Source organism: Pantoea sp. Nvir (assembly GCF_009829915.1).
Lineage (GTDB): Bacteria > Pseudomonadota > Gammaproteobacteria > Enterobacterales > Enterobacteriaceae > Pantoea.
This window is the reverse complement of record NZ_SZZW01000002.1, coordinates 135,550-156,989: the sequence shown is the minus strand read 5'-3', so window position 1 is coordinate 156,989 and position 21,440 is coordinate 135,550. Positions and strand designations below refer to the sequence as shown.

Here is a 21,440-nt window from a genome sequence, read left to right as displayed (position 1 = left end):
AGTCGAAAAGTCATTTCAACTCATTAAGTTAATTTAAACCATAATTTTTCTTTGAGTGCATCCCATGCGCACAACTCGTCTTGTCACAATACTATTGCTAAATGCAATTGGTTTTGCACTGTTTCTTTCTTGGTATCTTCCACCGAACCATGGTTTCTGGGCAAGTATTAATAAGGTTATTTTTTTTAGCTTTAATAATCAAATTGTTCACCATCCGGGATTTGCACTACTAGTCGCAGTCACTAACTGTCGAGTTTTCGATCTGATATCACTATTTGCGATGGGTATTATCTATTTTTTTTACTGGAACCGAGAAACACTATTAGGCCGCCAACGGATACTGGCAATCGGCATCATCATGTTGCTCAGTGCGTTGATCATCAATCAACTTAGTCACCTTTTACCAGTGCAACATAAAAGCCCAACTCTTTTTTTCAAAAACGCGCATCGCGTTAGCCTACTTACTGGCATTACTACTAAAGATGCCTCTAGCAACAGCTTCCCTGGTGATCACGGCATGATGTTAATGATCTTCTCTTGCTTTATGTGGCGCTACTTCGGGTTCCACACACTTTTCATCAGTGCTTCTATCAGTGTGATCTTCTCTCTACCGCGCATAATGTCGGGTGCGCATTGGTTTACCGATATTGCTGTTGGTTCGCTTTCGGTGTTGCTAATTGGAATGAGCTGGATACTACTAACTCCGCTGAGCGATGTTCTCATCAACACATTGTGTCATAAACTGCTGTATAAATATAAATAGCCATAGTCATTACCTTTTAAATAGAAGAGTTTATAAACACTTAGTTAAGGGTTAAATAAAAAATATTTTTATATCTTATGATTCAAGTTGGTTTAAATCACATAAAGAACTAGGAACATTAAGGAGTAGTAGATTATTTTTTTATGCTATTTTCTTTGGTACTAACAAGTCTTTACTTTACATTAACAATAAGATAAGCAAGTTATTAACAGATATCTACACTCTTTCTTGCAAAAGAATTGATCTTCTTTAAGACATATCACCTAATGTCTTTAATGCTCGCTTTTATTATTAAAACATCAGTAATGGAACTAACATACCAATATTAGCCAATGAGAAAATAGTGATGTGCTTTATGGGTACTTGATCAGAAAAGAAGTTATGAATGACTTTCGTAATTTATATCTATCTGAAGTTCTGTTTTATACTACTTCTCTTGAATACATTCCTTATACTAAATAATAGCGGATATGCGTATTAATTTTAATTACTGATTATCCACAACGAAAGTAATTTTCAAAGCAGTTTCAAGAGTAAGCTAATGAGTACTAGAATCTCCAAATGAAGTTTGGATTACATTATAGGAAAATACTATAAGTTATTGATCCATGCGCCTTTCTGTTCATATTTACTCATAAATATATTCAAGATATATATTTTTCTAATATTAACAATTTTCTATGAGAAGATTTCATCTTAATTTTAGTGTTTAATAAAGTTTTTAAACACTTCATTAAATAAGGTATCAAATATGTTATTTCTGTTATAAAAACTTGGTATACGGGAAAATAAATAGTGGTGTTTGTTTTTTTATTTTATTTGCCGAGTGGTTATACCACTGGTTGACTGGTCAATAGTTAATTTTAAGTGATTAATGTAGGATAACTACAAGACGTTCCTGTTAATATCAAATAGAGAACTTTCCTCTACTCCAGGAAGCGTACACTACATACCCAATAATCAAGAAATTTATTTGTTAAATATTATAAGCATAAGTTGCTTCTATCATTCCGATAAGTTTCGCTAGGCGATAGTAAATTATTTGCTTTCTCTGTATATTGTGGTTACAATAATAACCATTCTAGCATCTAGAATCACTATTTTTGAGTAGCCTTTAGCAGAGGATTTCATTAAGAGATATCATCATGTTCACTATAAACGCAGAGATACGTAAAAAAAAAGGTAAGGGTGCGAACCGCCGACTACGCGCAGAAAATAAATTCCCGGCAATTATTTATGGTGGTGATGAAGAAACTATACCCATCATATTAGATCACGATACTATAATGAACATGCAAGAAAAACCTGAGTTTTACAGTAGTATTTTGACTGTAGTTGTCGACAGTAAAGAAACTAAAGTTAAAATACAGGCTGTCCAACGTCATCCGTTCAAACTAAAATTAAACCACATTGACTTTATGCGTATTTAATTACCTAAAAATAAAATGACATTATTATCAAGCGTTTTTTTAACCCTAAAATGAAAATGTCTATTAACAGGTAATACGCAAGATAAATATCTGCTATTGATAGCGCTGCTTTTAAGATTTTTCAGCTAGAAGAACACCCTCCTTACGTAGGGTGTTCCGTACAATATTGTAGTAGCCAATATTGTAGCTGCTTGCGTTTGGTGGTATGCCCTGAATGGTTAATCTATCCGTGGATAGACTCCCAAAAGATACAATTTCCCAACAGTAAGGCGTCAAAATTCAGCGTCAGACCACCTTCCGCTGCCAGTAAATTTAGTGAGCTAACGTAGTGTGTGTTGCGGTCTACTAGAAAGTTCTCTTCGAGATTATAACCTCGCTCCTGTGTGAACTCATAAAAATATTTTCTGCCGAGAAGTGGAAGCTCCTTCAATAAATCCTCCAATACAATTTCCTTACCTGTTGTACGTAGCTGTCCGTTGCAGTATCTGTAAATTTGCTGGCGATAGTGCTGATAAATATTTTTCTCTAATTTTAATTCTGTGCAATATTCACCTACTGCCTCCAGTAGATCAAAGTTTTTCGTTTTGACGTCCAGAACAATGTTGGTTCTGAGAAAATCCATAAAAAAGCAGTGGCTTTATTCCCTATTCGTCCATGTAAGAAAGTCAGATAGCACGTAGATCCCGGTGTTAGTTTCCATGCAGTTAAATTGATACGAATAGCAATATTTGTATGATTGATGTTAAGAGAGTGCATGCTGCTAATATCTAATTGTTCATTAACACGCATCCTGCTTAGGATGTTTAACACCGCAATTAGCAGTTAATATGTCACTAAATAGCGATAATGCGCAAATAACACCACACTTTCTTCAAAGAAGCGATATTTGGTCAGCTGATCACTCAGAAGACTGGTCGTAGTATTGCTAAACTCTATGAATCCACTATGACCCTCCTCTTGGTAATTACATAATAAATCTGCAAGCTTACTGTCTTTATTAAATAGACCGTAAGCTTTGCTCATTCTCCTCGTATTGAATAAGTTGATGTAAGATAATTTGTTCAATATGTAAACTCATGGTAGATTCTCATTTAGTTTAGGGGAGTATTCAAACAGCTTCAGTGTTAGATACTAATATTGTGTGATGGCCCATCAAGATATTTTCAATAAAATTACAAGAAAACTAATCGTATCCAATGATAAACTATACTATATTTTGAATATGAATAATTAATAATATTTATAAAGTTCTTTTATTAAAAATCTGCTATTACCTGAGGTTTTCTCTTAATAATTTTTTATTTTAAATAACTGAAATTCAGGTCATTTTTTTACTATATATATTCTAGGAATCTGTTTTTACACTTGATCTTTATGGTAGTATTACAATTACAGTATTTGCTTCCTATAGTTATTTTTACCGCGAGATAATATTGATCATCATATCGGGAAAAGACGGTGTTTCAATTTTTACTCGGTATATTCTTAATTTGGTTTTATAAGAGTGAGTGTTGATGACAGACTATAATAAAATGGCATGTGCTTGTTATGTCGATGGCGCAGTGCTCATTACTTAGCACTTTGAGTACGCACGCAGTGCTATTAATTTACGAACCTTTTTGAAAGGAAATTTATAATGCTCATGGTTCAGACTAGGCCGGTAATTTAAGAATTTTTGCTAATTTATAGGTTCATTGATGCTTTATTTAGCATGATTTGACTTTGTAGCTTATTGGTTACCTGATTGATTACGATGTAATAGTTCTGATTATACAGAATCTTCTATATTTGCGCACTGCACTGGCCTATTAAATGATTCTTAAGAACATGAAGAAGGACTGTTTTCAAATTAATTATCCATGCTTAATCTATTCGTTGAAACAGATAACCTGCTGAGTAGCATCGGTAGGTCATCACTCTACTAAGCTAAAGATAGTAAAGACCCCCCCTCCCTTAATTATAATCAACTGTCACAGTTGTTTTATGCCAAAAAAAAAGTATAATCCTTGTTCGGCACGTAGCGCAGCTTGGTAGCGCACTGTCATGGGGTGTCAGGGGTCGGAGGTTCAAATCCTCTCGTGCCGATCACGATCTACAACACTAACAACAGTATTCTTACCTTGATTTGTGCGCATAATTCTTGTTTTTTACTAAAATTATTCTCTCTAATATATTTTTCTATCAAACAAAAATCAGAAGGTACCTTTCCCGAAAATCAAGTGATGATGCTACATCATCTTCCAACCTAAAAGAGGTCTTACAACTAGAGAAATAACAAGCTTAAAACAAGGAAATCAAAAAAGAAATAAATCGCTTTAACTGACTTAAAATAGTCAATATTCAACCAATGTACATAACACCTATATCGAAACTACTTAATAGAATAAAAACATTCTAATCCATTAATATTTATTCTATTATTTATAATAAAAATACTTTATTTAGTATGCTTACGCAACCTTACGAGCTTCTCCAATTATTATTAATTAATTTAATACACCTCTTAATATTAGATTAACAAAAATCATGTTTATCAAAACACAGTCTTTATAAAAAAGTTACTGAATTTAAGCATCATTGCTATATCTTTACTCACTCTCAAGAGTAGAGTGAGTAAAGATACGCACACATTGCACTGAATACCGTACATCATTTGTTATTTTTATACGAGCATACATTATAACGCAGCTACGTGGCGCCTCCACGACCAGATATGCTCAGAGCGATGCACATTAAAGAACAGCAACACACCATGTTACCTTTAGCTGTAAATTTTCGAAAGAATCTACTAAGTTCGATTATAAAATATCACTAATTTTATAAAAGATTAATAGTTTATAAAAAGATTAATAGCGAGAATTTTATATGTAGTATCACTACTCACATGATTGCAACACATACACTGCTTCTAACAGAAAAGGATGATTCCATTTTTTATCAGAGAGATGTAAGGATAAGCAATCCTACTATTAACTACTAAACTCACTTAATATTTTTTTAACATGGATACATCACAGACTAATCTAATAACATCTATATATGATTCTAAATAAGATACTGGCAGTCTCCCAGCTAATTCTAATTAGCCACGTTTTATAAACTGTGTTTATATTAAGGAAGAACGAAGAAAAATATATACCTACCCCTAAAGCTTCATAGCATAAAACGCTTTTGCATTAACTAGGGTATGGGTGCTCTTAATCATGTTTTGTCAATACACAAATTAAAAATTGTCCCTATTACCATTTTTCCCTTTCGTCAAAAAAATCAAAAACTGCGGAGACATCCAGCTAACGAACTTATCTTTCTCTTTACTGATTAGATATACAGCCAGTTGTTGTTCTAATGCCAGTTCTTTTGCTTTTTCACTACCTAGCACCATCAGTCCAGTATCCCACCCATCTGCCTCCAGCGCCGTAGTAGCAATTACCGTGGCGGAGACCAACTTATGTTTAATGGGCCAGCCAGTTGCTGGATCAATAATATGTGAAATACGTCTACCATCTAGTTCATAATAATTGCGATAGCTACCCGAAGTGCTAATGCCATACCCTTGCAAATTGACGTAAGTTTGTGCAGTGTTTTCATTGTCGGTAGGTTTCTGAATAGCTATACGCCATGATTTGCCTTTTCCATTATGGCCACGGCTAAACAATGCACCACCGACTGATACGAGATAATTATTGATACCCTGACGTTCTATCAAACGTGCTAAATGATCAGTTGCATATCCTTCACCCATTGTGGAGAGATCAACATAAAGTCCCGGATTTTTTTTTTGTAACCACTGTCCCGCAACCGTCTGAATTACGCGCAAGTGTTGTAAGCCAGTTTGTGTTTTAACTAAAGTAATCTCTGCATCAGTTGGCATATGAACAGGCTGTTTCACCGATCCGAATCCCCATAAATTCACCAACCGGCCTATGGTAATATCCATAGCACCTTTAGTTTTCGCTCCGATACGTAACGCCTTGGTCACTATATCCGCCATATCAGCGCTGATCGGCTGCATTGCATAGCCTTGATAACTATTGAATCGTGATAACAATGAATCTGGTTTCCAAGTTGAAAGCATATGGTCATCTGCGTCCAGCTGTCGCTGAATTGCCTGCTGTAACGCTTTTTTGTGCACGCTATCAACACCAAACAGCACTACACGCCATACTGTGCCCATGACTTTACCTTGTAGTACCATCACCTGCGACATAGACTGCTTATCGCAAGCACTCATAACACCTATTAAAGTTAATAGTAACAAAATATTCCAATATCGCATTTTGACTCATTATTTATAATGCTTTAGTTAAAGCTAAAATCTAATAAAAACTAATCTGAAAATTTCATAAATCATATTTCATAGATAATATAAAATATCATTCTAAATTTGCCTAGATTAATAGAGTAAATTAAAAGCGGGTTCAGTAAATGAGGTGCTTGTTGCCAACCATGAACCACATTTTTTATTTTTAACATTGGCAAATTTCTGCAGTGACAGTAAAACTAGCTTGCTTCTAATGCTCATGGGAAAAATACTAGCGTAGTCATCTTCATCTTCCTGTGACTCTAATTAGTTAGACATAGAATTTTATCTGCTAAAAAATATTAAATATTTTATGCTTCTAGCTAAATTTCGATTCTCAAGCAAAAAGATGACTTAGCAACTTTTTTATATTTAAAAAAATAGTCTATTCTAGATGTATATCTATCGACTTTCGGATTTATTAATGTAATAAAATACAGTAAGCAAAGCAAATTAATTCACTAGCAAAAATGAGAAATACTATGATACCCATCACTCCAAAATTAGCGAAAACATTTCTGTAAAGCTAGGAGGCCTTACTTAAGGTGAAAAATAAAATGATAGCAATAAAAATTAAAGAATATGCTTAATATGCTACATGAAAAACGAGAAAATAGCGTATAGTATGCAATACTAAAGGCGAGCAGGGATAAAATGAATAAACTAGATAAACATGATATAGCATATTATCAATATTGAAATTGCCAATTTCAATAAAGTTATTGTGATTCGGTAAGTAAATTTGATAATCGATGTAAGTTAATATATTTTCAAATATAAATTGATCACTTTGTAATATATTAACTTCTTTAAATTTTGTTTTCCCTAATTTTATACATCATCAACGCGTTAGGTTTGCAAATTTCAAAGAAAAAACAAACCGAAATAAATTACTATATCACTTCCGGAGTTTTAAAATTATATTTTATATCATGCAAGTAAATAATTATGCAAAATATGGTAATCGCTTGTGCTAACTTGAGGAGCTATATAGCTAGCACAAATTATGAAGAAACTAAATATCATGACATGTGTAGCATAATCTCAAAAAGAGCGTAGATAGTTTAAGAAACATCGTTACAAAAAAGTTAAAAGGAAAGGTATATATAGTAGAAATTTCCTGCTACACAAATCGTAATGGTATGTCCGTTTTTCATGAAGCTGTTGGCTTGAGGCTTTAACAAGCAAATATTCACTTCATCTTATCCAATTATAGCGCATTACCGGCATCTTCTTCCAATGCTACATTCTCTTCTTTTTCTATCATCATTCTATTCAAGGTGGCTAGTTCTTTCTCTTCTACAGATTCAACTACGCGCTGTAGTCCCACAACATTTTCATCTTCTGCAGTACGTATCAAGATGACACCTTGAGTATTACGTCCTACGATACTTACTTCGGAGACACGGGTACGAACTAGAGTACCTGCATCGGTGATCATCATAATTTGATCGATCTCCTCGACCTGCACTGCGCCAATTACTGGGCCATTACGTTCAGTGACTTTGATGGAAATCACTCCCCGCGTAGCACGTGATTTAGTCGGGTACTTGCTGTTAGCTGTACGCTTGCCGTAACCATTTTGCGTCACGGTAAGAATTGAACCCCCTTTACGCGGCACGATCAGCGACACCACGCGATCCTTTTCTGCCAGCTTGATGCCGCGAACGCCAGATGCGGTACGGCCCATAGTACGCACTTCAGATTCAGAAAATCGCACTACTTTACCCGCAGCGGAGAACAGCATTGCCTCATCATTGCCGTTAGTGAGTGCAACACCAATCAGCTCATCATTCTTACATAAAGTCACTGCAATAATACCCGCACTTCGAGGACGGCTAAACTCCTGCAGCGCCGTTTTTTTCACAGTACCCCTGACAGTCGCCATAAAGATGTTAAAGCCTTTGGTATATTCACGCACTGGTAGGATAGCAGTGATGCGTTCATCAAGCTGTAGTGGTAGTAGGTTGACAAATGGACGGCCACGTGCATTACGACTTGCTTCTGGTAACTGATAAACTTTTCTCCAATAAAGGCGACCACGGCTGGAGAAACAAAGGATGGTATCATGAGTATTGGCTACTAATAGACAATTAATAAAATCTTCCTCTTTAATACGTACCGCTAGTTTACCTTTACCGCCGCGCCGCTGTGCTTCATAATCTGCAAGCGGCTGGTACTTGACATAACCCTGATGCGATAATGTTACTACAACGTCTTCCTGATTGATGAGGTCTTCGATATTGATATCTGCGCCATTATTGGTAATTTCGGTACGGCGTTGGTCGCCAAACCGGTCACGTATGGCGATTAATTCCTCACTAATCACTTTTATCAAATGCTCAGTATTCATTAGAATATTCAGTAGTTCGGAGATCTTATCCAATAAATCTTTGTATTCATTTACTAATTTCTCATACTCAAGGCTAGTAAGTTTATGTAAACGCAGATCAAGGATTGCTTGTGTTTGCTGCTCGGTTAGATAGTAGCAATTACCGGCAATGCCGAACGCTTCGTTAAGCCACTGCGGCCTACGAGATGTATTATTATTATCGATATTCAGCATAGTAGCTATGTTGCCCAGATTCCAAGGCTGTACGATCAATTCAGTTTTCGCTTCGAGCGGAGTTGATGCCCGGCGAATTAGATCAATCATTGAATCAATGTTGACTAGCGCAATTACCAGACCTTCAAGGATATGTGCGCGGTCACGAGCTTTGCGCAATTCAAAAATGGTACGACGTGTTACAACTTCGCGCCGATGATGCATAAATGCTTCTAAAATATCCTTTAGTGTCATTATTTTTGGTTGGCCCTTATGCAGAGCTACCATATTGATACCAAAAGATATTTGAAGTTGGGTTAGCGAATAGAGGTTATTAAGAATCACTTCACCTACCGCATTGCGCCTTATTTCAATTACGATGCGCATGCCATCTTTGTCAGACTCGTCGCGCAGTGCACTGATGCCTTCAACACGTTTTTCTTTCACTAGCTCGGCAATTTTCTCTATCAAGCGCGCTTTATTAACCTGATAGGGAATCTCATAGATTATGATATTTTCACGGCCAGTTTTATTGTCAATTTCTAATTTGCTACGCGCACGAATGTAAATTTTACCACGGCCAGTGCGGTATGCCTCTTCAATACCTTGATGACCGTTGATAATCGCTGCTGTTGGGAAATCTGGTCCTGAAATATGCTCCATCAGTCCTTCGACACTGATACTTTCATTGTTTATATAAGCGAGGCACCCGTTAATTACTTCCGTCAGGTTATGTGGCGGAATGTTGGTGGCCATACCTACGGCTATACCAGAAGAACCATTAACCAATAGGCTAGGTATTTTAGTAGGTAGGACTTTAGGGATTCGTTCGGTACCGTCATAGTTTGGCACGAAGTCAACGGTCTCTTTTTCTAAGTCAGCGAGCATATCATGGGCGATACGTGACATACGCACTTCTGTATAACGCATCGCTGCGGCGGAGTCACCATCAACAGAGCCGAAGTTACCCTGGCCATCCACCAGCATGTAACGTAACGAGAAAGGTTGAGCCATGCGGACAATAGTATCATAAACGGCAGAGTCCCCATGCGGATGATATTTTCCTATCACATCACCGACTACACGCGCGGATTTTTTATAGGGTCTATCCCAGTCATTACCCAATTCTCTCATCGCGTAAAGCACACGGCGGTGGACAGGTTTCAAACCATCACGTACATCAGGTAAGGCTCGTCCAACGATGACCGACATGGCATAATCGAGATAGGATTTTTTCAATTCTTCTTCGATATTGACCGATGTAATTTTTCTTGCAAGGTCGCGCATGGAGCCGATCCCCCCCTCTACATATGCCCGAATTCTAAAAATGCAAAGTATATCACACGCCAGCCTACTGGTGAATGTTAACAACCTTTTTTACGTATGCTTTCATGGAATTTTCCGGCGCCAGATTATATATCACGTGTTATGCACTTAAAATATTCTGACTAATCAATATTATCTGAGTTATAACATCAATGTTAACTAGATGTTATGTACACGTTATACGCAAGTACATCGTGTACAACGCTAAGAAGATGCTACACCCACTTTCCATCTGTCTTTCTATCTACTCTACTACAGAGAATGAATAGTGCATGAGAAATCAGCTGTTGATCAAAAACTAGAATTTTTTACTACACTAGTTTCTGTGCTATTAGCCCTTATAAGTCGAGGGGTTAAGAAATTCCATAAAAACACAAGCTCTGTAGATATCATTTTCCATCTTGTTATCTGGCGTCATGTCACTAGAATAAACCTCCATATAGTTACCGATTGTCTCTTAACCCCCAACATATAGTGTTTATTTAAAGAGTTATTCATTTGAATAAACTTATGAATAAACAGGTATTTTTTTCACTGATGGATGGTATTATACGACATGAATCACAGTCTGCTCGTTACTAAACGCGATGGCAGTCAGGAAAGCATTGATCTCGACAAAATTCACCGGGTACTCGATTGGGCTTCTGAAGGGCTAAGCAATGTCTCTATTTCCCAAGTTGAGTTGCGCTCCCATATTCAATTTTACGATGGTATCAGGACCTCTGAGATTCATGAAACCATTATTAAGGCCGCCGCAGATTTGATTTCTCGTGTTACGCCAGATTATCAATATCTTGCTGCACGTTTAGCGATCTTCCACTTACGTAAAAAGGCTTATGGCCAGTTTGAACCTCCTAAGCTGTATGATCAGGTGGTACGTATGGTGGAAATAGGAAAATATGACCGCCATTTGCTAGAGGACTACTCCGTTGAAGAATTCGAACAAATGGACGAATTTATAGATCACTGGAGAGATATGAATTTTTCCTACGCAGCGGTAAAACAGCTTGAAGGTAAATACCTAGCACAGAACCGTGTTACTGGCGATATCTATGAAAGTGCTCAGTTCCTATATATTCTAGTCTCTGCCTGCCTTTTTTCCAGCTATCCCCGAGACACGCGTATGGACTATATTAAGCGTTTCTATGATGCAATTTCTACCTTTAAGATTTCGCTGCCAACTCCGATAATGTCTGGTGTACGTACACCAACTCGCCAGTTTAGCTCCTGCGTGTTAATTGAGTGCGGCGATAGCCTAGATTCAATTAACGCCACGTCTAGCGCTATCGTAAAGTATGTTTCTCAACGCGCTGGCATCGGCATCAACGCCGGTCGCATTCGTGCGGTAGGCAGCCCAATCCGTAATGGCGAAGCCTTCCACACTGGCTGCATCCCGTTCTACAAACATTTTCAGACTGCCGTAAAATCCTGCTCACAGGGAGGAGTACGTGGTGGTGCGGCAACGCTTTTTTACCCCATGTGGCATCTAGAAGTAGAAAGCCTGCTGGTGCTCAAAAATAATCGTGGTGTTGAAGGGAACCGTGTACGTCACATAGACTACGGCGTGCAGATCAATAAGCTGATGTATCAGCGTTTGCTACAAGGCGAAGAGATTACCCTATTTAGCCCGTCTGACGTACCTGATTTATATGATACTTTCTTTACTAATCAAGAAAAGTTTGAGTACCTCTATATCAAATATGAGCAAGATAAAAGTATTCGTAAACAACGCGTAAAAGCACTTGAACTCTTCTCGCTGATGATGCAGGAACGTGCCTCTACTGGTCGTATCTACATCCAGAACGTAGACCACTGCAATACTCATAGCCCGTTCGATGCTAGCATCGCTCCAGTACGACAATCCAACCTTTGTCTAGAGATTACACTGCCAACGAAACCACTAAAGGATGTTAATGATGAAAACGGAGAAATTGCTCTCTGTACGTTGTCAGCGTTTAATCTTGGTACTATTAAGAGCCTAGATGATTTGAAAGAACTAGCGACTCTAACAGTACGTGCGCTCGACGCTATGCTCGATTATCAGGACTATCCGATCCCTGCGGCCAAACGTAGTACTATGGGTCGCCGTACGCTGGGTATAGGTGTAATTAACTTTGCTTACTATCTGGCAAAGAACGGCGTGCGCTACTCCGACGGTAGTGCTAACAACTTAACTTACAAGACTTTTGAAGCAATCCAATATTATTTACTAAGAGCTTCAAATGATCTAGCGAAAGAGAAAGGTGCTTGTGCATGGTTTAACGAAACAACTTATTCACAAGGTATTTTACCGATCGATACCTATAAAAAGGACCTTGACAACATTTGTAATGAGCCACTGCATCTTGACTGGGAAAGCCTACGAGAATCAATAAAGACTTACGGTCTACGCAACTCTACGCTCTCTGCACTCATGCCATCTGAAACCTCATCGCAGATCTCTAATGCTACGAATGGTATTGAGCCGCCGCGCGGTTATATTAGTATCAAAGCGTCTAAAGATGGCATCCTACGTCAGGTAGTACCGGAGTATGAGCGTCTAAAGAATCAGTATGAGCTGCTGTGGGAGATGCCATCCAATGAAGGTTATTTGCAACTGGTTGGCCTGATGCAGAAGTTTATTGATCAAGCGATTTCCTCTAATACTAACTATAATCCGGCACGCTTCTCCAATGGTAAGGTACCAATGAAGCAGCTGCTAAAAGATCTACTAACTGCATACAAGTTTGGTTTAAAGACTCTCTACTACCAAAATACCCGCGATGGTGCGGAAGACGTGCAAGAGGATCTCGTGCCTTCCATTCAAGATGACGGTTGCGAAAGCGGGGCTTGTAAAATTTAAGGCTAGACGGGATGCTATTGTCCCACTTGCGTCATATGACCGGGGCTACGCTTCCCCTCTATTTACATCAGGACAGTTTTGTATGGTTTATACTACGTTTTCACAGAATAAAAATGATCAAATGAAAGAACCGATGTTCTTTGGTCAGTCCGTCAACGTGGCACGCTTTGATCAGCAGAAATACAACATTTTCGAAAAGCTGATTGAAAAGCAGCTCTCCTTCTTCTGGCGTCCAGAAGAAATTGATGTTTCACGTGACCGAATCGACTATCAGGCTCTGCCAGAGCACGAAAAGCACATTTTTGTTAGTAACTTGAAATACCAGACGCTTTTAGACTCCATTCAGGGCAGGAGCCCAAACATTGCTCTTCTGCCGTTAATTTCAATTCCTGAGCTAGAAACGTGGGTAGAGACTTGGGCCTTCTCCGAGACGATTCACTCGCGTTCATATACCCATATCATCCGTAACATCATGAATGACCCGTCTCTAGTTTTTGACGATATTGTTACAAATGAGCAGATCCTTATCCGTGCGCAGGATATCTCAAAGTACTATGACGATCTAATCGAGATGACTAATTTTTGGCATATATTGGGGGAAGGGACACATATGGTCAATGGTGAAACCGTTATAGTCAATATACGCATGCTGAAAAAGAAACTCTATATATGTTTAATGAGCGTGAACGCCCTGGAAGCAATACGCTTTTACGTTAGCTTTGCATGCTCTTTTGCCTTTGCAGAGCGTGAAATAATGGAAGGCAACGCTAAAATAATCCGCTTGATTGCACGCGACGAAGCTCTGCACCTGACCGGCACCCAACATATACTGAATCTAATGCGTACTGGCGAAGACGATCCTGAAATAAAAGAAATTGCCGCTGAGTGTTACGACGAATGTTGCGATTTATTCAAGAAAGTCGCCGAGCAGGAGAAAGATTGGGCTGAATATTTATTCAGTAGTGGTTCGATGATAGGTCTGAACAAGGACATTCTTTGCCAGTATATTGAATATATTACTAATATTCGTATGCAGGCTGTAAATCTAAATCTACCTTTTCAGGTACGTTCTAACCCCATTCCGTGGATTAACTCGTGGTTGGTCTCGGATAACGTGCAAGTGGCACCCCAAGAGGTAGAAGTAAGCTCTTATCTAGTGGGTCAAATTGACTCGTCAATGAATAAAAACGATTTTAAGGATTTTCAGCTATAAATATGAGTTGTGCCTTTGTTATTCTACGTAGCTCTGGTCAGCGGCTAGAGTGTACAGCAGATCATCCTAACCTGCTCACTACACTTGAAGCACATAATCTCTGTATAGAATTTCAATGCCGTGAAGGCTACTGCGGATTGTGTCGTACGCGGCTGATTAAGGGAGAAGTACATTATACCGAAAAACCTTTGGCTTTTTTGCAAAAAGGGGAGATTTTGCCTTGCTGCTGTCTAGTAACCGAAGAAATCGAAATTGAGCTTTAAAAAATTTAGATGGAACAACTGGATCATCGATTGCCTATGGTGGGGGGGGAGAGCGGGGCCACGCTCCATATACTACGGAGCTATCAACACTATATATTCGTCGCTAACACTATTTTTTTACTACTCCTGCAATAGCAGAAGATTATGGTTACTTTAATCATGAGAATACTATTCTCACACTAATATCAAGAAATCAAATGGCCTAGAAAGTTTCTAGATAATTAAGAATACACTTTGAAAAAATAGTAAAAACGGCAGGACTGCCTGCCGTTTTTCTATATCCTATATCCTAGAATTTTTAGCGGCGTTTTAGCAGCAGACCGAGGATTAGACCGCTAGCGACGCCTATGCCAATACCATACCAAGGTTTTTCATGCACGTAATTATCTGCGCGGTAAGCTGCATTTTTAGCACGATAATAATAGCTGTCTGACGCACGGCTAACACGACACCTTACATCTTCTAGTACCCGCTTTGCTTTATTTTTTAGTTCAATATACTTCTGATCAGTTGGGTCTCCTGAAGATTTTAATACCTCTTCCAACGTTTCCGTTAGCAGCGCCGCATCGCCCCCTAGATTACTATCAAAACTCTCTGTTTCTTTTACCATATCTCTTCCTCCGTGTTATCTATGTTTAAAACAGCCTCTTAACTATAGCGCTAAAATTACCGTTTGTAGGATGAAGTGACCAAGATTTACTTAAGTTTCAAGTTAAGCGACAGTCTCTCAAACATTCAATTAATTATTTTTTAATAAGTGGAGATTGTGTATCCTACACAATACATTTGTGTACTTTTCGCTGCCGAAGCATTAAATATTAAAAAAACTGATAGTCTGGTAAATTAGATGACATTATATTCACATCAGACGCTGTGTCATCTGCACTAGCATAATCAACGGCTGCGGATACACTCCAAGAAACAGAACTAAAAAAGCTGAAATTAATACGACTAAGCCGCCAGCTGTGAATGCCCAGTTAGCAAGAGTGTCACGCTTATATAATTCCGGAGGGCTGAGGTAAAGACTTACGGTTACACGCATATAGTAGTAGAGTCCGATGGCGCTACCTACTACTATGGCTGCAGTTAGCCACCACAAATGCTCACTAATGCTTAAGGCAATAATGTAGAATTTGCCAATAAAGCCGAGTGTCATCGGGATACCTGCTAGCGATAGCATCATTACCGTCATCACCGCTGACAGGATCGGGCGATGCCAGAAAAGACCGCGATAAGAATATAGCGAGTCGGCATCCGGACCACGATAGGGACCAGACATCAGGCTCACTACACCGAATGCACCAAGGCTACTAAATAAGTAGCCGGTTAGATAGATGCCCGATGTTTCCAGGGATAACTGATTGCTGCTTTTCAGCGCGATCAGCGCCACTAGCAAATAGCCAAGATGCGCAATTGAAGAGTAGCCAAGCAGACGCTTAATATTGCTTTGTGAAATCGCCATTAAGTTGCCGAATAGGATAGAAACGAAAGCAATAGCACTTAGCAAGGTACGGATGACTTCACTATTTGTCAAAAATGGTACAGACATAAATAAACGCATCACTGCACCAAATATAGCGATCTTACTTGCGGTAGCTAGGAAAGTAGAGACTGGTGCAGGGGAGCCTTGATAGACATCCGGCGTCCAGAGATGAAATGGCACTAGAGACAACTTAAAGCTTAGGCCAATGATTATCATTCCTAGTCCAATTAGTAGCATCTGCTGCTGTATCATGCTATCGTTTAGTGTCTGACCTAACTTCACGAAACTCAGGCTACCGGTCTCAGCATAGACTAGCGCAATTCCAAACAGCAAGAAGGATGATGCAACTGCCGACAAAATAGTATATTTTAGCGTCGCTTCCAGGGAACGTTTCTGGCGAAAGACGTAGCCGATCATGCCGAACAAAGGTATTGAAAGCAGTTCAATGCCTACAAATAGTGACGCTAAATGATTAGCGCTGGTTAGCACCATCCCACCTAACGCTGCAATCAGTACCAGAGGATAGAACTCATCTTTATTATCCGGAAAATTAGACAACCAAGGATAAGAAAATGTACAAGTCGCTAAGCTCGCCAAAATCACTAGTGCAGTATAGAACACAGCATAAAAATCTACGTGCAGCAGCGGTGTAACGTCGATTGTGCTAATCTGTACTACAAAGCAGAAAGACACTAAAGAAGACACTAAAGTTAAGTTAAAACCAATAACAGTTAGCGTGGCGTTAATAAAGTGGTTACGTCGCCAAGCAATAGATAATATTACAGTAATGACTGTAAATGCGACAGTTAACAGAGGCAATACTGCAATCAATTGTTGAAAATTCATTATCATGGCAAATTACTGACTTATAGCTGAAGTGGAAACGTTAAACCATTTCTGAATATTGCTCATAGCAGCCTGTGAGGTATCTAGTATAGGCCGCGGATAAACGCCCAGTATCAGCAGCAGAACTATTAGTACCATAATCATGATAAACTCACGTAGTGACATACCCAGCAGTGGGTCCTTTGCCCTTGCTTCTCCGTAATATGCTCGCTGCATCATGATCAACGAGCAAACTGAGGCGAATACTAGACCAAAGGTAGCAACTACAATAATCACCGGTACCACCTGAAAACTGCCCGTTAATATCATAAATTCCCCTGCAAAGTTGCCGGTACCCGGTAATCCTAAGTTAGCTACTGCAAAGAAGAGCGACATACCTGGAATCCATTTGATACGTGACCAGAGACCTCCCATTTGACGCAGATCACGAGTATGCAGCCTTTCATAGAGTTGCCCGCACAGTATAAAAAGCGCAGCTGCAGAAAGTCCATGAGCAATCATCTGCACTACTGCGCCCTGTAAGGCGAGTTGTTTACCTGTATAAATTGCAATGAGCACGAACCCCATGTGCGAAATAGAGGTGTAAGCGATTAGGCGTTTGATGTCAGTTTGCGAGTATGCCATCCAGGCGCCATAAAAAATGCCAATTACCCCTAACCACATGGCAATTGGTGCAAACTCCGATGATGCTTCAGGGAACAGTGGCAGACTAAAGCGGAGTAAACCATACGCCGCAGTTTTCAACAAAATTCCAGCAAGATCCACTGAACCTGCAGTTGGCGCCTGACTATGTGCGTCTGGTAACCAACCGTGTAACGGTACTACTGGCATTTTTACTGCAAAAGCAATAAAAAAGCCTAGCATTAGCAAATACTGCACTGTGTACGACATCGGTGTTTGTAGTAGCTGTTCGTAGTCGAACGTCCAAACTCCGGTTGCATTGTATCGTACAAATACCATTGCTAAAATTGCAACTAGCATTACTAGACCAGATGCTTGGGTATAGATAAAAAATTTTATGGCTGCGGTAATACGAGTTTTACCATCCGATGCTTTATGCCCCCAAAGCGCAATAAGAAAGTACATTGGCACCAGCATTATTTCCCAAAAGAAAAAGAAAAGAAACATGTCAATAGCAAGGAAAACTCCTATTACACCGCCTAAGATCCACATCAAGTTAAGATGAAAAAAGCCCTGGTATTTCTCAATTTCATTCCAAGAGCAGAGCACTGCCATTAGACCCAGTAGGCCAGTGAGTACCGTCATTAGCAGTGATAAGCCATCCAGGGCCAGATGAAAGCTGATACCAAAACGTGGAATCCAAGAAGCCGAGAATTCTGATTGCCACTGCAAAAGGCCTCCTGCTTGTGTTAGTACATATCTGCTCTGTAACCAAAATTGCAGAGAAATCGCTAGAGTTATGAACATTGTGATGAGGGCAATCCAACGCGGCATTTTCGTGCCACCACGCTCAGATAGTAAACAGAGCAAACCGCCGATAAACGGGATAATTATGAGCCAAGGTAATAACACTTTAGTCTTCCCTTCTGTGCCCCTTGATGAGCTATCTTACTAGCTAGTTTACCTCTGCAGCGTTCGCACTTTTCACATACTTTAGTACGCTTCGATTGCTATTAGCTGATACCGATAAAATTGGCGATACCGATAATGCTCATTACTAGGCAATTTTTCTATATATTCAATAAAATTGAAATAAATTTAATCCTACCTCATCAATATTAAATGAGCAGCAGTATTAACGTTAAAATCATTACGGCGCCTATGCTCATTGAGGCAATATACCAGCGTAGATAGCCGTTTTCAGTGACCACCAAACCTTTATTAGCTATACGCAACACCAGTGTAGGCAGGTTCATTACCGCATTCAGAGGATCATGTTGCAACAACCAAGCGATTCCTAGATAAGGTTTAACAAATACTTTGTCATACAGCCAGTCAAATCCCCATGCAGCGAACCACCAAGTACTAAATAAACGACCTGTAGCACTGGTAGAGATACGGCTGACTAACTCACGTTTGCCCAACCAGAGCACAGCAGAAATCAGAATGCCAAAAACAGCCATCATACCAGAGGCAATTTCTAGTACGACTTTACTTGTCTTTACCATTTCGCTGTGTGGTAGTACAATTGCCAACGGCGACGTAATTAGCACACCAAAGAAGGTCGATAATACCAACAGCACGATCAGTGGCAAATGATGAGTTATACCCTTTTGTGTACATGCACGAATCTTTTCTTCACCGTGGAACACAATAAATATCATACGGAAAGTATAGATAGATGTTAGAAGTCCACCGACTAAACCAGCAATTACCAAATTAATGTGCCCATTCACTAGTGCGCTGAATAAAATTTCATCCTTACTGTAGAATCCTGCTGTAACCAGCGGAACTGCAGATAACGAGGCACCACTCACTAAAAAGCAGATGTAGACTAATGGGATACTCTTACGCAGACCGCCCAATTTAAATATGTTTTGTTCATGATGACAGGAGATGATGACTGAACCTGATGCAAGGAACAGCAGAGCTTTGAAGAAGGCGTGTGTCATTAAATGGAAAATTGCTGCGTCCCACGCCTGCACACCGAGTGCCAAAAACATATAGCCAATCTGGCTCATGGTTGAATAAGCCAGCACACGCTTTATATCGGTTTGTACTAGCGCGGCAAAACCTGCTAACACCAGCGTAATCGTTCCGATAATACCTACTAAATACAGCACTTCTGGCGTCAAGAGGAATAAGCTGTGGCTGCGGTCGATCAGGTAAACTCCAGCTGTTACCATAGTTGCGGCATGGATAAGTGCCGAAACCGGAGTCGGACCTGCCATCGCGTCCGCCAGCCAGGTCTGCAATGGTAACTGCGCAGATTTACCAACAGCACCACCCAGCAGCATTAGTGTTGCCCACTTTAACATATGATGGTTTTCTGCAGTAAAGTACTGAGGTGCGAGATCCATCATTTCACGGAAGCTAAGAGTACCTAACTCATTGTAGAGAATAAATATTGCAAAGGCGAGAAAAACGTCTCCAATACGAGTGATGATGAAGGCTTTCATAGCCGCTTTGCCGTTTTTCGAGTTGCTGTAGTAAAAGCCGATTAATAGGTAAGAACACAGTCCTACGCCTTCCCAACCAAGATACATCAACATTAGGTTATCGGCCAGCACTAGTACTACCATGGTAGCGATAAAGAGGTTAGTATAGGCGAAGAAACGGGAGTATCCTTCTTCACCGCGCATATACCAAGAGGCGAACATATGTATCAGGAAACCAACTCCGGTTACAACTGACAACATAGTAAGGGACAACTTGTCTAACGCCAAGTTTACTTTGATGTCAAATTTACCGACCTTGAGCCAACTCCAAAACTCCTGGGTGAAGAGCTGCTGACCGTTAGTAAAGAAATCAATGCCAATATAAAGCGTCACCAATGCGGCTAAGCCTACTGATCCCATACCGATGGAAGCTATCAAATTCTCTGACCAGCGATTACGGGAAAATGCTAATAGCAAAAAACCTATCAAAGGACACAGAATGGTTAAGTAGAGAAGATTCATCCGTGCATCTCACTGACAGTGTCAATATTCAGCGTTTGACGTTGACGGTGGAGCTGGAATAGTAGTGCTAAACCAATACTAGCTTCTGCTGCCGCAAGACTAATTGCCAAAATATACATTACCTGTCCATCTGGCTGTACCCAATAGCTCCCTGCCACAACTAACGCCATCGCAGCCGCATTAATCATAATCTCAAGACTAATCAACATAAACAGTAAGTTACGGCGTAGAACTAATGATGTCAATCCAAGTATAAAGAGCACTGTCGCAAGAATTAAGCCATGTTGTAATGGGATCACGTATGCCCCTCCTTAGTAGCGTCACGATTGCTCAGTACTTCACCATGATGTTCTGTACGCCCGATATGAAACGCGACTATCAGAGCTGCCATTAAAAACATCGAGGCAAATTCAACAGCCAGCACATAAGGACCAAATAAGCTGATGCCCACCGCTTTTGTATCGATTACTGTGCCATTGATTCCCTCATGCTTGTTCACTGCTATAATAGAGTAAGACATTACTGTTAGAAGTAGCAATGATATAATGCATGGCCCAATCCAAAGAGAGTGCTGTAACCATTCACGTTCCTGCGTTGTTGTAGCATTGCCCAGGTTAAGCATCATCACTACAAAGACAAATAGCACTATAATAGCTCCCGCGTAAATGATAACCTCGAGTGCGCCAGCAAAATAAGCACCAAGTGAGAAGAAAACACCAGCAACTGAGAGCAGTGACACGATTAGATATAGCAGTGCATGTACCGGATTGGTATGAGTGATAATGCGCAATGTCGTCAAGACTGCTACTAATCCACAAAGATAAAAAGCATACTCCATGGCCTCACTC

At 39.6% G+C, this 21,440-nt stretch carries 13 protein-coding genes, 1 tRNA gene and 1 pseudogene; 6 read left to right on the top strand and 9 right to left on the bottom strand.

What is annotated here, in order from left to right:
• The first annotated feature begins 64 nt into the window (after window positions 1–64).
• Both FD729_RS02490 and rplY read left to right on the top strand, forming a co-directional pair.
• The gene (locus FD729_RS02490; protein ID WP_159931709.1) at window positions 65–763 is read left to right on the top strand and encodes a hypothetical protein; all 699 of its coding nucleotides are present in this window, start codon (window positions 65–67) and stop codon (window positions 761–763) included.
• 1,145 nt (window positions 764–1,908) lie between these two features.
• Entirely contained in the window at window positions 1,909–2,193 is a 285-nt protein-coding gene (rplY, locus tag FD729_RS02485) for a 50S ribosomal protein L25 (RefSeq protein WP_159931708.1), read from the top strand.
• Window positions 2,194–2,416: 223 nt separating this feature from the next.
• On the opposite strand, the pseudogene FD729_RS02480 reads toward rplY, so the two are convergent.
• Window positions 2,417–3,216, bottom strand: a pseudogene (locus tag FD729_RS02480) (nucleoid-associated protein).
• Between the two features lie 988 nt (window positions 3,217–4,204).
• Between FD729_RS02480 and FD729_RS02475 the strand changes: the two are divergent.
• Window positions 4,205–4,278: transfer RNA gene (locus tag FD729_RS02475), tRNA-Pro, on the top strand.
• A gap of 1,138 nt (window positions 4,279–5,416) precedes the next feature.
• Here the strand turns inward: FD729_RS02475 and apbE are convergent.
• Together apbE and gyrA are read right to left on the bottom strand one after the other, a co-directional pair.
• A complete protein-coding gene (gene apbE, locus FD729_RS02470) occupies window positions 5,417–6,469 on the bottom strand; it encodes an FAD:protein FMN transferase ApbE (protein WP_159931707.1) in 1,053 nt (350 codons plus the stop codon).
• Between the two features lie 1,234 nt (window positions 6,470–7,703).
• On the bottom strand, window positions 7,704–10,325 hold the full coding sequence (gene gyrA / locus FD729_RS02465) for a DNA topoisomerase (ATP-hydrolyzing) subunit A (RefSeq protein WP_159931706.1): 2,622 nt from the start codon (window positions 10,323–10,325) through the stop codon (window positions 7,704–7,706).
• 595 nt (window positions 10,326–10,920) lie between these two features.
• Between gyrA and nrdA the strand changes: the two genes are divergently transcribed.
• The 3 genes from nrdA (at window position 10,921) to yfaE (ending at window position 14,682) form a co-directional block, all read left to right on the top strand.
• Window positions 10,921–13,206, top strand: a complete 2,286-nt coding sequence (nrdA, locus tag FD729_RS02460) for a class 1a ribonucleoside-diphosphate reductase subunit alpha (RefSeq protein WP_159931705.1) — start codon at window positions 10,921–10,923, stop codon at window positions 13,204–13,206.
• Between the two features lie 82 nt (window positions 13,207–13,288).
• A complete protein-coding gene (gene nrdB / locus FD729_RS02455; protein ID WP_159931704.1) occupies window positions 13,289–14,419 on the top strand; it encodes a class Ia ribonucleoside-diphosphate reductase subunit beta in 1,131 nt (376 codons plus the stop codon).
• A 2-nt stretch (window positions 14,420–14,421) separates the two neighbouring features.
• Window positions 14,422–14,682 carry a class I ribonucleotide reductase maintenance protein YfaE gene (gene yfaE / locus FD729_RS02450; RefSeq protein ID WP_159931703.1) on the top strand — a complete coding sequence of 87 codons (261 nt, stop codon included), beginning with the start codon at window positions 14,422–14,424 and terminating at the stop codon, window positions 14,680–14,682.
• Between the two features lie 298 nt (window positions 14,683–14,980).
• Here yfaE and elaB read toward each other — a convergent pair whose 3' ends face one another.
• The 6 genes from elaB to nuoJ form a co-directional block, all read right to left on the bottom strand.
• Complete coding sequence (elaB, locus tag FD729_RS02445; RefSeq protein WP_159931702.1) at window positions 14,981–15,292, bottom strand: stress response protein ElaB; 312 nt, start codon at window positions 15,290–15,292, stop codon at window positions 14,981–14,983.
• A 249-nt stretch (window positions 15,293–15,541) separates the two neighbouring features.
• The gene (nuoN, locus tag FD729_RS02440; RefSeq protein ID WP_159931701.1) at window positions 15,542–17,017 is read right to left on the bottom strand and encodes an NADH-quinone oxidoreductase subunit NuoN; all 1,476 of its coding nucleotides are present in this window, start codon (window positions 17,015–17,017) and stop codon (window positions 15,542–15,544) included.
• A gap of 6 nt (window positions 17,018–17,023) precedes the next feature.
• A complete protein-coding gene (gene nuoM, locus FD729_RS02435) occupies window positions 17,024–18,544 on the bottom strand; it encodes an NADH-quinone oxidoreductase subunit M (protein ID WP_159931700.1) in 1,521 nt (506 codons plus the stop codon).
• Window positions 18,545–18,750: 206 nt separating this feature from the next.
• The gene (gene nuoL, locus FD729_RS02430; RefSeq protein WP_159931699.1) at window positions 18,751–20,592 is read right to left on the bottom strand and encodes an NADH-quinone oxidoreductase subunit L; all 1,842 of its coding nucleotides are present in this window, start codon (window positions 20,590–20,592) and stop codon (window positions 18,751–18,753) included.
• Entirely contained in the window at window positions 20,589–20,891 is a 303-nt protein-coding gene (nuoK, locus tag FD729_RS02425; protein ID WP_159931698.1) for an NADH-quinone oxidoreductase subunit NuoK, read from the bottom strand. The genes nuoL and nuoK overlap by 4 nt, the downstream gene beginning before the upstream one ends.
• The gene (gene nuoJ, locus FD729_RS02420; protein ID WP_159931697.1) at window positions 20,888–21,430 is read right to left on the bottom strand and encodes an NADH-quinone oxidoreductase subunit J; all 543 of its coding nucleotides are present in this window, start codon (window positions 21,428–21,430) and stop codon (window positions 20,888–20,890) included. Before nuoJ ends, nuoK begins: the two co-directional genes overlap by 4 nt.
• Between the last annotated feature and the right edge of the window lie 10 nt (window positions 21,431–21,440).